This is a genomic window from Pontibacter sp. YIM B11418 (genome assembly GCF_059278805.1).
Genome location: NZ_JCAEMH010000001.1, coordinates 216,504 through 229,046, shown reverse-complemented (window position 1 = coordinate 229,046; position 12,543 = coordinate 216,504). Strand labels below are relative to the sequence as shown.

15 protein-coding genes are annotated in these 12,543 nt (G+C 47.8%); 9 read left to right on the top strand and 6 right to left on the bottom strand.

What is annotated here, in order from left to right:
- Nucleotides 1–120: 120 nt before the first annotated feature.
- On the top strand, nucleotides 121–750 hold the full coding sequence (locus tag AC4QZR_RS00965; RefSeq protein ID WP_494479250.1) for a fasciclin domain-containing protein: 630 nt from the start codon (nucleotides 121–123) through the stop codon (nucleotides 748–750).
- 2 nt (nucleotides 751–752) lie between these two features.
- Here the strand turns inward: AC4QZR_RS00965 and AC4QZR_RS00960 are convergent, their stop codons facing one another.
- The 3 genes from AC4QZR_RS00960 to AC4QZR_RS00950 form a co-directional block, all read right to left on the bottom strand.
- Entirely contained in the window at nucleotides 753–1,454 is a 702-nt protein-coding gene (locus tag AC4QZR_RS00960; protein WP_494479249.1) for an SDR family oxidoreductase, read from the bottom strand.
- A 632-nt stretch (nucleotides 1,455–2,086) separates the two neighbouring features.
- Complete coding sequence (rsgA, locus tag AC4QZR_RS00955; protein WP_494479248.1) at nucleotides 2,087–3,010, bottom strand: ribosome small subunit-dependent GTPase A; 924 nt, start codon at nucleotides 3,008–3,010, stop codon at nucleotides 2,087–2,089.
- 5 nt (nucleotides 3,011–3,015) lie between these two features.
- Nucleotides 3,016–4,257: a 3-deoxy-D-manno-octulosonic acid transferase gene (locus tag AC4QZR_RS00950; protein ID WP_494479247.1), complete on the bottom strand. Its 1,242-nt coding sequence runs from the start codon at nucleotides 4,255–4,257 to the stop codon at nucleotides 3,016–3,018.
- Between the two features lie 214 nt (nucleotides 4,258–4,471).
- Between AC4QZR_RS00950 and AC4QZR_RS00945 the strand changes: the two genes are divergently transcribed.
- The 6 genes from AC4QZR_RS00945 to crcB all read left to right on the top strand — a co-directional run bounded on the left by AC4QZR_RS00945 (nucleotide 4,472) and on the right by crcB (nucleotide 8,822).
- Complete coding sequence (locus AC4QZR_RS00945; protein WP_494479246.1) at nucleotides 4,472–5,881, top strand: leucine-rich repeat domain-containing protein; 1,410 nt, start codon at nucleotides 4,472–4,474, stop codon at nucleotides 5,879–5,881.
- 133 nt (nucleotides 5,882–6,014) lie between these two features.
- The gene (locus AC4QZR_RS00940) at nucleotides 6,015–6,497 is read left to right on the top strand and encodes a GNAT family N-acetyltransferase (protein ID WP_494479245.1); all 483 of its coding nucleotides are present in this window, start codon (nucleotides 6,015–6,017) and stop codon (nucleotides 6,495–6,497) included.
- Entirely contained in the window at nucleotides 6,494–7,108 is a 615-nt protein-coding gene (locus tag AC4QZR_RS00935) for a class I SAM-dependent DNA methyltransferase (protein WP_494479244.1), read from the top strand. Before AC4QZR_RS00940 ends, AC4QZR_RS00935 begins: the two co-directional genes overlap by 4 nt.
- 151 nt (nucleotides 7,109–7,259) lie before the next feature.
- Nucleotides 7,260–7,886: an HAD family hydrolase gene (locus tag AC4QZR_RS00930; protein ID WP_494479243.1), complete on the top strand. Its 627-nt coding sequence runs from the start codon at nucleotides 7,260–7,262 to the stop codon at nucleotides 7,884–7,886.
- Between the two features lie 114 nt (nucleotides 7,887–8,000).
- Nucleotides 8,001–8,432: a VOC family protein gene (locus tag AC4QZR_RS00925; protein ID WP_494479242.1), complete on the top strand. Its 432-nt coding sequence runs from the start codon at nucleotides 8,001–8,003 to the stop codon at nucleotides 8,430–8,432.
- Nucleotides 8,433–8,450: 18 nt separating this feature from the next.
- Nucleotides 8,451–8,822: a fluoride efflux transporter CrcB gene (gene crcB, locus AC4QZR_RS00920; protein WP_494479241.1), complete on the top strand. Its 372-nt coding sequence runs from the start codon at nucleotides 8,451–8,453 to the stop codon at nucleotides 8,820–8,822.
- 3 nt (nucleotides 8,823–8,825) lie between these two features.
- On the opposite strand, the gene AC4QZR_RS00915 is transcribed toward crcB, so the two are convergent.
- Entirely contained in the window at nucleotides 8,826–9,140 is a 315-nt protein-coding gene (locus AC4QZR_RS00915) for a winged helix-turn-helix transcriptional regulator (RefSeq protein ID WP_494479240.1), read from the bottom strand.
- A gap of 123 nt (nucleotides 9,141–9,263) precedes the next feature.
- On the opposite strand from AC4QZR_RS00915, the gene AC4QZR_RS00910 reads away from it, so the two are divergent.
- Complete coding sequence (locus AC4QZR_RS00910; protein ID WP_494479239.1) at nucleotides 9,264–10,175, top strand: ClpXP adapter SpxH family protein; 912 nt, start codon at nucleotides 9,264–9,266, stop codon at nucleotides 10,173–10,175.
- Between the two features lie 116 nt (nucleotides 10,176–10,291).
- On the top strand, nucleotides 10,292–11,329 hold the full coding sequence (locus tag AC4QZR_RS00905; RefSeq protein ID WP_494479238.1) for a DKNYY domain-containing protein: 1,038 nt from the start codon (nucleotides 10,292–10,294) through the stop codon (nucleotides 11,327–11,329).
- 86 nt (nucleotides 11,330–11,415) lie between these two features.
- Here the strand turns inward: AC4QZR_RS00905 and AC4QZR_RS00900 are convergent, their stop codons facing one another.
- Both AC4QZR_RS00900 and AC4QZR_RS00895 read right to left on the bottom strand, forming a co-directional pair.
- Nucleotides 11,416–12,045, bottom strand: coding sequence for a peroxiredoxin (locus AC4QZR_RS00900; RefSeq protein ID WP_220625553.1), 630 nt, complete (start codon nucleotides 12,043–12,045; stop codon nucleotides 11,416–11,418).
- 32 nt (nucleotides 12,046–12,077) lie between these two features.
- Entirely contained in the window at nucleotides 12,078–12,542 is a 465-nt protein-coding gene (locus AC4QZR_RS00895; RefSeq protein WP_494479237.1) for a Fur family transcriptional regulator, read from the bottom strand.
- Nucleotide 12,543: the final 1 nt, after the last annotated feature.

Here is a 12,543-nt window from a genome sequence, read left to right as displayed (position 1 = left end):
CCCGGCGATTTGGCTAAACATAGGACTGGCCCGGTATTTGCCAAAACTTGTAGCGCTCTAAAACAGTAATTGTACTATAGCCCGACCCCTGTATCTATCTGATTAAAACCTGAGCCTACTATGCGAGCCATTCCCTACTTGATAACCCTATTTGGACTAGCCATACTACTGATAACCGGCTGCGACCAGTCCAACAATAGCCGAACCGGAAACGAAGCCGCCCAGCAGGAGAGGGCCGATGCCCTGCTGGCAGACGGACCTGTTGAGTCGCAAGCCAGTAACGCGCTTCAAAATCCGGGCAGCACAAAGTCTTCCCGCGTATCTTCCCGAAGTTTATTGGACAATATAGCTGCCGACAGTGATTTGAGCACTTTCAACTCGCTTTTGCGCAAAGCGGGCGTATCCAAAGGATTGAGTGGCACGGGTCCGTACACAGTTCTTGCCCCCACTGAAGCCGCTTTTCTGGACCTTCCCGACAGCCTGCGCGACAACCTGGAAAGTGCGGAGCATCGCGAACTGGTGCAGCAACTGCTCAACAACCACATCATTGCAGGCAAACTGACTACGAGCGACCTGCAGGATGGCGCCATTCTAAAAACAGCGGCCGGACATCAGTTGAAAGTGGCAAAGCGTGAGGAAAAAATTCAGATCGGCAATGCCTTGATGGATAAGCCCGACGGCATGAGCAGCAACGGTGTGCTGCACACGATCAACAGGGTATTGGTACCCGTAAAAGAAACGGCCCTGTAAACTTAGAATGGGTTTGTCGCCCACACCGCTAGTTCAGGTATAAAGCCCCGGTCGTCAAGCTCGAGTGCTCCTTTTATAGCCCAGGCAATCTCTTGGCCGCGTAGTTTGTTTGGCTGGCTGCTGCGTTCTTCTCTGTCTTCGCGGCCAAAGGCGGTAGTCACTTCGCTGGGGTTGAGTAACATAACCCTCACATTATACTTCCGCAACTCTGCTTGCCAGCACTGGGTCATACCGCGCAGGGCGAACTTAGACGAAGCGTATACCGAGCCGCCTTCGTAGCCTTTGGTCGCGGCCGTGGAGCCGATGTTGATGATGTTGCCGTAGTTCTGCTTTTTGAAAATCTCTGCCGCATGCTTGCCCATCATGGCAGCGCCAAACACGTTCACGCTGTATACCTGCTGAAAATCTTCTAGCTGTACGTCTCCCAGCTTTTTGGAAATGCCTATACCTGCATTGTTGATGAGCACATCGAGCCGGCCATACTCGGTCATGAAAGTCTCAAAGGTCCGCTTCACGTCTTCTGGGTTTGCCACATCGGCTGTGATCGGCATTGCCCCTAGCTCCCGTGCCGCCTTGTTGGTCCGTTTCTCGTCACGACCCGTTATGGCCACGTTCGCGCCATGCTCGATGAGTAGTTGAGCAGTAGCGTAGCCAATGCCGAGGGTTCCGCCTGTGATGAGGATATTCGCGTTTTCGATTTTCATAGTGGTCGTGGTGAGGTTGATTTTTAATAACGGAGTGGGGGAGCTTGTAGTTTGCTTTTCGCCTAGCCGGCGGGGCGGTTTTGCAGTTATAGTTTAATGGCGCGAGCGTCCACGCTCGTGACTACTATCGTGGGGTCTCTGGCCTAGGTATAGCTTATTTTGCTTTGTGGTAATTGCTGTTGCAGGTATAGCTACTTGAGTTGTTTCATTGCTTCGCCTGTGCGGCGGGCACTTACTTTTTTCCTTGATGAAAAAAGTAAGCAAAAAAATCAAGACTCCCCAAACTCGCTGAACGCTCAAACAGTGGGTAGTCGTAATGGTGCACATGGCTCATGCTGTCTGTTTCATTGCTTCCGGGGCAAGTTACTCTTGCTATACCTGCCAAGGGTATGTGCTACGAAGCTATACCTAACAACTGGCAGTTACAGAGATTCCCCCTTCGAAGGGGGCAGGGGGATGTTGATCGTGCACGAAGATTCCCCAGTTCAAGGGAAGGATGGCCTAAAGGTAACTCACTCCTGGAAATCCTTACTAATCCTGTAAATCCTGATTCAGACAAATTAAATTGTGCACGATTCGGACAGGTCGCGACCTATTCCTACAGGTTTACCTTTCAAACTCTTAAACTCAAATCACTTTCGATTGTCTTCCCCGTGCATCATACTCAGGTAACTCTCATACCTGGTCAGGGCGATTTCGTTGTGGCGGACGGCTTCTACTATGGCGCAGCCGGGTTCGTTGAAGTGGGTGCAGTTGTTGAAACGGCACTGGTTCAGGCGCTCGCGCATTTCGGGGAAGAAGTGGCCGAGCTCTTGTTTGGGGATGTCGACGATGCCAAGTTCTTTGATGCCAGGTGTATCGATGATGAAGGTTACGGGATCGATTTCGAACATCTCGGCGAAGGTGGTGGTGTGCACCCCTTTATCGGAGAAACCGGAGATTTCGGAAGTTTTTAGGTCGAGATCGGGAACGATGAGGTTGATGAGCGTGGACTTGCCTACGCCGGAGTGTCCGGAGAAAAGGGTGGTTTTGCCGTGCAGTAACTCCTTGAGCTCGTCTATACCTTGGTCGGCATGGGCAGATACGCCCATAACTTTGTAGCCGATACGTTCATACAGGTAAGCGATCTGCCGTTGGTATTCCTGCATGTCCTCGTCGTAGAGGTCGGTTTTGTTATATACGATCACAGTAGGTATACCATAGGCCTCGGCTGTTACCAAGAAGCGGTCGATGAAGCCGAAGGAGGTGCGTGGCGACACCAGTGTGGCAATCAGCAGGGCCTGATCGAGGTTAGCGGCGATGATGTGGGCGTGCTCGGCTTTGTGTGTGGATTTTCGGATGATGTAGTTTTCGCGGTCTTCGATTTTGTGAATTACAGCCGTTTCTTCGCCGGTGGTTTCCACATCGAACTCCACACGGTCGCCGACGGCCAACGGGTTGCTCACCTTCATGCCCTTGAGCTTGAACTTGCCGCGCAGACGCGCCCGGTGCAGCTTGCCCTCCGCGTCACGCACCAGATACCACGATCCCGTCGATTTTACTACAACTCCTTTCATTCGTTTTATGTCAACAGCTGGCGCACATCAGCCATGATTTTAGCTGTGGCACCTGCCTGTTCGTGTACGTAAGTTTTTTCTTTGTCGGTTATACCCTGGCGCAGCCCCGGCGTGGTATGTACCCGCTCAAAAGCCTGCAGCAATTCCTCCGCATTGTTTATCGGGAAGGCGCAGCCCAAAGCCACCAGATCCTTCGCCTCCTGAAATTTTTCGAACTTCGGCCCAAAGAACAGCGGCAGTCCAAACACAGCCGCCTCCAGTGTGTTGTGCAGCCCTTTGCCAAAGGCCCCGCCGATATAAGCGTAAGTGCCGTAGCTGTAAAGCGACGAGAGCATGCCAATGTTGTCGATCACCAGCACGTTATACCTGCCCACATCTGCCTCCGTGGCCTGTGAAAAGCGCACTGCCCCCTCACTGAGTTGTTGCATGAGCTGACTAATACCGCTGTCATGAATCTCGTGCGGCGCGATGATGTACTGTATTTTGTGTCGGTGCTTCTGAATCAGGGGCAATAACACTTCGATATCCGCAGTCCAGCTACTGCCGACCATGAACACCACCTTGCCCTGCGCAAAAGCCTCCACCACAGGTATAGTTTTTACGCTGGCGGCCGTCTGCAACACCCGGTCGAAGCGGGTGTCGCCGGCGATGCTGGCTTTGGCTATACCTATACCTTGGAGCAGCTTCAGGGAAGTCTCGTTTTGGGTATAGATGTGCGTGAAGCGCTGCAGCATACTGCGGTTGAAGCCGCCGTAAGGTTTGAAGAACACCTGGTCAGGCCGGAAAATAGCCGAAATGGACAGTACAGGTATAGCCCGCTCCTGCATGGCCTGCAGGTAGTAATGCCAGAACTCGTACTTTACAAATACCGCAAGCTTTGGCTGCACGATATCCAGAAAACGGTTGGCATTGCTGTGGCTGTCGAGCGGCAGGTAGAAGATGTAGTCGGCACCCGCGTAGTTTTTGCGCACCTCATAGCCCGAAGGCGAGAAGAATGTCAGCACCACCTTGTACTCTGGAAACTCCTCCCGAAACGCTTCAATCACCGGCCGCCCCTGCTCAAACTCCCCCAGCGAGGCGCAGTGAAACCACACCGTAGGAGCCGTGTTGCTCTGTAGTTGCTTCGCCATCCGCTCAAACTGCCCTGCACGCCCCTCCTGCATCAGCTTCGCCTTCTGGTGAAAAGGCGAAGCCAAAGCAATAGCCGTCTGGTAAGCTTTCAGTCCAATGTCGTAGAGTAGTTTCAAGATGTAATTTTCTGGCAATGACCTCGCAGTGTCTTCCAGACCTGCGAGTGTCTGCGTACTGGTTTCATGCTGCAAATATAGGGTATTCTGAAGGGATAGTGGTAAAGGGGTTTTAGTTTGTGAAAGGGAAGGAGGGATGTGGTATATTTGATAGGTTGAACATAGATTGATTCGTTTAGCCGACCAATATTGGGGATAATATCAAAACGTAACAATGAAGCGGATAGTAAACTCACCACTAAAAATCACAGGATTTATAACATTCGTTTTCGGATTGTTCGGTGTGTTAACTTTCAGTTACCTTTTCTTTATCGGTATTTACCTTATTGGTATTGCCCTGCTTATATATCTTGTAGACTTCTTCACGCTAAAATTAATAAGGAACAGAAGGGTTTATAGTATAACGCAATTGATATTGACAACTGCCTATTTAGCTCTCGCCTTTGTGACATACATGAAGTGGCAAGAGCACAATTACATTGTATTCCAAAAGGACTTCAATGGGCAAGCAGGAATTGTTTTCGGAGTAGAAGGATATCCTGAGCTATCAGAGACTAAATTCTGGAAGAAAACAATAGAAATACCTAAAGACGGAATTATAATAACATCAACCAAGGTAGAAGATATTCCGAGCACAATTCGCTTTGCATTCACCGATAATTCAGAAGTTAATTATCAGAGTATTGATTGGGATCCGAATTTTGAAATTGACTGTATTGTAAATGATAGCAAGGTAAAGAGTTGGCTTTTTCAGGTTAAAGGGAATAAAAGTATTGCTGTAAAAGAGGTAATGACGTCATTGTGCAATGAAATCTCCTCAAACATGAAGAAGAGTGTTTATAAGAGTGAGTATTCCCCTATAGTAGCGGATAGCAGGGGAAAGTATTTATGGCTTCAAAATAAAGGCTTGACTTCCCTGCCTGACGGACTCGGAAGCCTGGATATTTATAAAGTAATACTAACTGGAAACAACTTCAATGAAATTCCGGAACAGATTTTTGAAATAGGTACGCTCGAAGATTTGATAATGGCAGTAAATCCTATCAGTGAATTTCCTTGTAACCTTACGCAACTAAAAAGTCTAAAAAGTATATCATTTGCAGCAACCGGAATTAAAGAAATTAACTGCGATCTATCTCAACTTGACAGTTTAGAACATATTTCAATTTCACGTAATGAATTGACAACATTCCCTGACCAAATTAAAACCTTGCCTAATTTAACCTGGCTATCATTGAATGATAATCAGTTAACGGACATTTCATTCATTGACGAGAGACTTAACAAGCTAGAAACGCTTGACTTGTACACTAATAAGGTTAGTCGCATTTCATCGGAAACAAAGAACCTCGGAAATTTAAAAGAGCTTTTAATCTTTGACAACGAAATAGATAGTATCCCAGATAATATTTCCGACTTGAAAAGTCTAGAAAAACTTGAAATTTGGAACAATCCAATAAAACATATTTCGCCTAGAATTGCCGAGTTGACTAGATTGAAATCTATGCGAATTGACGACGACTATTTAACTCAGGCAGATAAAGAGAATTTAAAAATATGGCTTCCAAATTGTAATATCAGTTATCAGACAAGGAGTGGAAAGTTAGAAATTCTAGAACGATAAAATGAACTGGTTTTCGGGTAACATTTCGCATTCTGACAAAAAAAGGTTTAACAGTAAAAAGATCCGGCAGTAGAGATTCTTGGTCAGGCAAAATTCACAGGGATGTTCATCCCTAATTCAACAAACCAACCACATGCCCCTCACTATCCGCCCCATTCAACCCTCCGACAACGAACCGCTGGCAACCCTAATCCGGCAGGTTTTCCGCGAGTTCAAGATCGACAAGCCCGGCACGGTGTATACCGACCCGACCACTGACACCTTGTACGAACTCTTCCGGCAGCCCGGTAGCGCTTATTTTGTGGCCGAAGAAAACGGTACCATTCTGGGTGGCTGCGGTGTATACCCAACCGAAGGCCTGCCCACTGGCTGTGCGGAATTGGTGAAGTTTTACCTGGCCGCCGAAGCCAGAGGCAAAGGGATTGGCAATCAACTGATGCAGCAAAGTATAGCAACTGCCCGTGAGCTAGGTTTCAAACAGCTATACCTGGAGTCGTTCCCCGAACTGGCCAAAGCCGTATCTATGTATGAAAAAGCAGGTTTCAGACCCTTGCCGCATGCGCTGGGTAACTCGGGCCACTTTGCCTGCAACATCTGGATGCTGAAAGACCTATGACCGTAGAAGACGCTTATAATGACTGGGCCGCGCAGTACGACACCAACAAAAACCGCACCCGCGACCTGGAAGCCGTGGCCTTGCGCACGACGCTGGCAGCTATACCTTTCGACACCTGTCTGGAGATAGGTTGCGGCACCGGCAAAAACACCGAGTGGCTGGTACGGAAAGCGATGCACCTCACGGCGGTGGATTTGTCTGGAGAAATGCTGGAGCGGGCACGAAAGAAAGTGAGCTCCAACAAAGTGACTTTTTTGCAAGTCGATATCACCCAACCCTGGCACTTTGCCACACAGGTATACAACCTTGTTGCCTTCAGCCTGGTGCTGGAGCACATCCAAAACCTGCATTTTATTTTTGAGCAGACAGCAGCGGCACTGAAGTCCGGAGGGTATGTATACATCGGTGAACTACATCCTTTTAAGCAATACAGCGGCACCAAAGCCCGCTTCGATACGGAAAAGGGGCGTCAGGAAGTCGAGTGCTATACCCATCACATATCTGAATTTATACAGACTGCCAGCGAGCACGGCCTGAAAGTGGTCGACCTGAACGAGTATTTTGATGACCACGGAAAAACAGGTACACCCTTACCCGGTGCTATCTCTTAGAAAGAGGATACTGCAAGTGAGAGAACTATCCCCTTGAGGGGAGTATAGGGGTGTTAACGCTCGGTATATTCCTCACTTGTTTTAATCAGCCCAATCCACCGGTTTCCCGTAAACTCCATACCTGCCCCGGCAGGTATAAACGCACCTTCGCATGACGGAAAATAAGCAAGACAACATTAAAGTCGTGGTCTTCGACCTGAACGGCACATTCTATAACAAGAGCTCCAAAGAGGAGTTTTTCAAGTTTATCAGTAAGAAGAAACCGCACAAGCTGGCCTATTATTTCCAGATGGTGTATTACAAGGCGCTCCTCAAAATGAACCAGATCCGGATGACCGAGTTCAAAGAGAACTTCTTTAACTACCTCGACAACATTCCGCCCGAGCAGGTAGAAAAATATGCGCGTGAGTTCTGGAAAGAGGAGTTCCCTGGTGAGTTTAATAAAGAGATAAAAGCCAAACTGGACAGGTATAGGCAGGAAGGTGTGCAGGTGATCTGCGCCACCGGAGCGCTGGAGGTATACGTGAAGCCGTTGTTCGAGCTATACCCAATCGATGCGTTCTTTGGTACGCAAACCAGGTATAACGGCGAAACCTACCTCGTGGAAGGCAAAGCCTGCAAAGACGAAGAAAAGATAAAGCGCCTCGATAAGCACTTCAAGGTTAAGTCCTACAAGATTGTGGAGGCTTTTTCGGATGCCAAAGAAGACATACTGGATCACGCTGAAAAGGCGTGGCTGGTAAAGGACAGCGGGAAGTTGGTCAACTATGAAAAATGAGCTCACCATACCTGGCAGCAACCGATCTTTAAATTTGCGGGCCTCTGACGAATTATATGCTGATTATGGTATAATAAGGGTAAATTGCCTTATATAAATCAAACAAACAGAAAAATGGCAGCCATCAACCCTTACCTCACCTTTGCGGGTAACTGCGAAGAAGCGTTTAGCTTTTACAAATCTGTATTCGGCGGCGATTTCCCTTATGTAGGCCGTTTTAAAGACATGCCATCTGAGAATCCGCTTCCGGAAGCCGAAGGAAACAAGATCATGCACATTTCACTGCCGATCAGCAAAGAAACCACCTTGATGGGCAGCGATTCTTCCGAGGCCTTTGGTCATGCGACCATCATAGGCAACAACTTCTCGATCTCCATCAACGCGGAAAACGAGGACGAATCCAAGCGCTTGTTCGATGGCTTATCGGAAGGTGGCAAGGTAACCATGCCGTTGAACAAAACTTTCTGGGGCGCGCTGTTTGGCATGTTTACTGACAAATTCGGTATCCAGTGGATGGTGAACTACGATTACGAGCAAAAGCACTAAGCAGAACCACAGTTTAAGATGAAAATACTATTGGCAATTGGGGCAGGCAGTTTTATAGGAGGTGTCGGGCGTTACCTGCTGTCGCAGCTTATACAAACAAAAAACCTGACCCAATTTCCGGTAGGTACGCTGGTCGTAAACATAGTTGGGTGTTTTCTGATCGGGCTTGTATTCGGGTTTGTAGCCAAAGGCAATTTGCCGGATGAATGGCGCCTGTTCCTGGCTACGGGTATACTGGGAGGTTTCACCACCTTCTCAGCTTTCTCCCTTGAATCTATCACGCTGCTGCAAAACGGACAAACTGGGCAAGCTATCCTCTATATCCTGGCAAGTGTGCTGCTGGGGCTGCTGGCTACTTTCGTTGGTATGTGGCTGGTAAAACTGGCCTAACTCTTAGGTCAAGAAACTTTCCAAACCTCTAAACACTGACACCATCGCCTGTCCTTTCTCCGACAAGGTATACTCAATGTGCAGGGGCTTCTCCTGTATCACGGTCTTCACCAGAATATCCGATTCCTCCATTTCTTTTAGTGCCGTCGCCACCGATTGCTTGTTAGAGCCCGGTAATTGTCGCAGCAAACTGTTAAAACGTACCGGTCCATCCAGGGCCAGTTTGAAAATCTGCGGCTTCCATTTGCCGGATAACTGCTTCAGTATACCTTCGGCAGGGCAACTCGCTTCCTCTTGTGGTAAATTGTTGGTAGTCATGTTTTTTTGACTAATTGACTCTCTTAAAGGTTAGTCCGACCTTTGTAAAAGTAATTCAGCAAAGCCTGCTGGCTACGGGCTAACAGGCTGATTTTTATAAAGTTTAACACAAGATAGAGTATTATGGAGACGAAACCAACGATGCATTGCGATATTGAGACCGGGATATGTGAAGTTCCGGGAACTCAGAACACTACAGAAGATACTAACATTGCTGCAGCCCAAAAACCAATCAAGCTGCTATACTTTACCGACCCGATCTGCTCCTCGTGCTGGGGCATCGATCCGCAACTGAAGAAACTGGCGCTGGAGTACGGCCCATACTTTGAGGTGGAATACCGCATGGGCGGGCTGCTGCCGAGCTGGGAAGTCTATGGCGGCCGCGACGTGAACGGACCTGCCAGCGTGGCCCAGCACTGGGAAGAAGCCGGTGCCCACTACGAGATGCCGATAGACGGCGACCTGTGGCTGGAAGACCCGCTGCCATCCTCATATCCGCCATCCATTGCCTTTAAGGCGGCTCAACTACAAGGCGAGGATAAGGCCGGGGCGTTCCTGAGAAGAATAAAGGAAATGATCTTTTTGGAGAAGAAAAACATTGCCCGCTGGGAAAACCTGGCGCTGGCCGCCGAGCAAACCGGCCTGGACGTGGCGCAACTCAAGGCCGACTTCGAAGGCAAAGCAGTTGAACTGTTCCAGCAGGACCTGGCGCTGGCGCGTCAGTTGGGCGTACGCGGCTTCCCGACCATCTTTGTAACTGACGGAAACGATAACCGCATTCTGGTATATGGCTCCCGCCCTTACGCACAGTACGAGCAGGCACTGCTTCAACTGCACCCGGAGGCTACAAAGCAGCAGTATGACACAAGCTATACCTCGCTTTTCGGCAAGTATAGCACGCTTACCACCAAAGAGTTTGCGGTACTTTCAGGTATGAAAACCAGCGAGGCCGAAGCTCACCTGCAGGAACTGCAATCGCAGGGTAAGATCGGAAAGTATGCTTCCAAGAACGGCCCGCTTTGGAAAAGATTCTAAGTGGAAAGTCCATGTCATTATAAACAAAAGGGCCCCGGCAGTCGCCAGGGCCTTTTTGTTTTCGAATGCCTTTTCCTATACTTATACCTTGTTTGCATAAGCGTTATCAAAATAATATGTTCTTTATAAAGAAAATATCTCCGCTGTTTCTTTTCGTTCTTCTGTTCACTTCTTGTGCACCGGGAGAGCTCATAGACGAGGCAAAGTCAAAGTCTTACTACTATCTGGCCGGTCGGATATTTTACTCTCCTGGCGGCAACTGGTTTGAGATTGGAATAGAAAAGTGCGAAGCAGATAAGGCTACATTTCAGGTGTTATCCAACCATATCGCAAAGGACAAAAATTATATCTTTTATAGTGGGATAAGGCAGGAACAGGTTGACTATGAAAGCTTTTATATAGACAGAGGGGTCGCCAAGGATAAATTTTACGCTTATACACAGAGTTTTCAGGAATTAGAACCCATTGCTGGAGTTGATGCTGCTTCTTTTGAGTATCTGGATATTGATACGGTCAATAGAACCTGGTCGAGAGATAAGAACCATTACTACTTAAACCATAATAAGTTTCAAGTTGACCGGGACAGTTTCGTTTTTCTAAATGACAGATTCTCCCAAGACAAAGACTCCATTTACGCAGATTTTAATAGCTCGTATTTGGCTGCTGTAAAACCCAACTCGGGAAATATTGAAGTAATAAATGAAGAGTACATACGGGATTCAAATCAATTATACTACGTAGCTACTTTCCGTTATGTAGCTTTATTAACACATTCCTTCCAGTCTTTCGATACCGTTCGGATTGTGGACAGAGACGTAATTTGTGTAAATGATAAAGTGCTATACTATGGTAATGTTTTCAAGTATAAGGAAGTTGACGCTGCGTCCTTTGAACTGTATTTCCCCAACAGAGTAAGCGGTTATGCAAAAGATAAAAATAAGGTATATTACAGAGAAGAGGTCATCGAAGATGCTGATCCTCGAACTTATGTGCCACTAGAGTTAGGTTTTGGGAAGGACGCCAGACATGTATTTCACGAAACTAAGTTATTGAAGGGAGTAGATCCAAAAAGTTTTAGGGAAGCTGGCAGATTTGGGGTAGAGTATCAGGATGATCTTGGAAATAAGTTTGACTGGGAAGGTAACAGACTATAGCTTACCTGCTATATTGTATTCAGCCAAAAACAAGAAGCCCCGGCAATTTGCCGGGGCTTCTTGTTTTATCAATAAGTTATTAAAGCTTAGTGCTTTGCAAGGTAGTTAGATACACCTTCTTTTGTAGCGCTCATGGCTTCTTTGCCTTCAGACCAGTTTGCTGGGCAAACTTCGCCTTTCTGCTCGAAATACTGCAGGGCGTCTACCATACGCAGGGCCTCGTCGATAGAACGGCCAAGCGGAAGGTCGTTTACAACCTGGTGACGAACAACACCTTCTTTGTCGATCAGGAACAGACCGCGGTAAGCAACCGGCTCACCTACAAAGATCGCTTCGCCTTCTTCGTTGTAGTCGTAATGACCAGCCAGTACGTCGAAGTTCTGAGCGATTGTCTTAGCTGCATCAGCAACAAGCGGATACTCAACTCCTTCGATACCACCTTGGTTACGTGGAGTGTTCAACCATGCAAAGTGAGAAAAATGCGTGTCGGTAGAGCAACCAACTACGGCAACATTCTTACGATCAAACTCTTCCATTCTGTCCTGGAACGCGATGATCTCAGTCGGGCAAACGAAAGTGAAGTCCATTGGGTAAAAATAGAATACCACGTGCTTCTTGCCGATGTACTGGTCAAGAGAGAAGTCTTCTACGAACTCGCCGTTTACTACTGCTGTTGCCTTGAAAGAAGGTGCTTTTTTACCTACTAATACTGCCATTTTGTTTTGTTTTTATTGGGTTTTGAAATAATCTATTTAGAAACTTTTGTAATGCTTATCTTTTTATCGGGCTCTACCTTACAGCCTGTCAGCTGAATCGAAAAGCCCTTGATTTCGAAGTTCTCCACCTGGCGCTCACTGAAAAACCTGATCAAGAGCTGCTCCAGTTCTTGATCCTCAAAGTCAACAATTTCCTTGGTCTTGCTGCAGTAGATGTGGCTGTGCGTCATCGTATTCGAATCGTAACGCTTACTGCCACCTTCTGAAACCACGCGCCGCAGCATACCTGTCTCGGTAAAAGTATCCAGCGTTTTGTAGACTGTACCGAGCGAAATCGTCGGGTTTGCAGGCCGTAGTCGCTGGAAAACATCCTCTGCGGTTGGGTGCGACCCATGCAGTTCCGTCACCGCTTCGAGCACCACAATGCGCTGCTGTGTCGCCTTCAGGCCACATTCAGTCAGGCTTTGTCGTATTTCGTCTCGGGTCAGGTGTTGCATA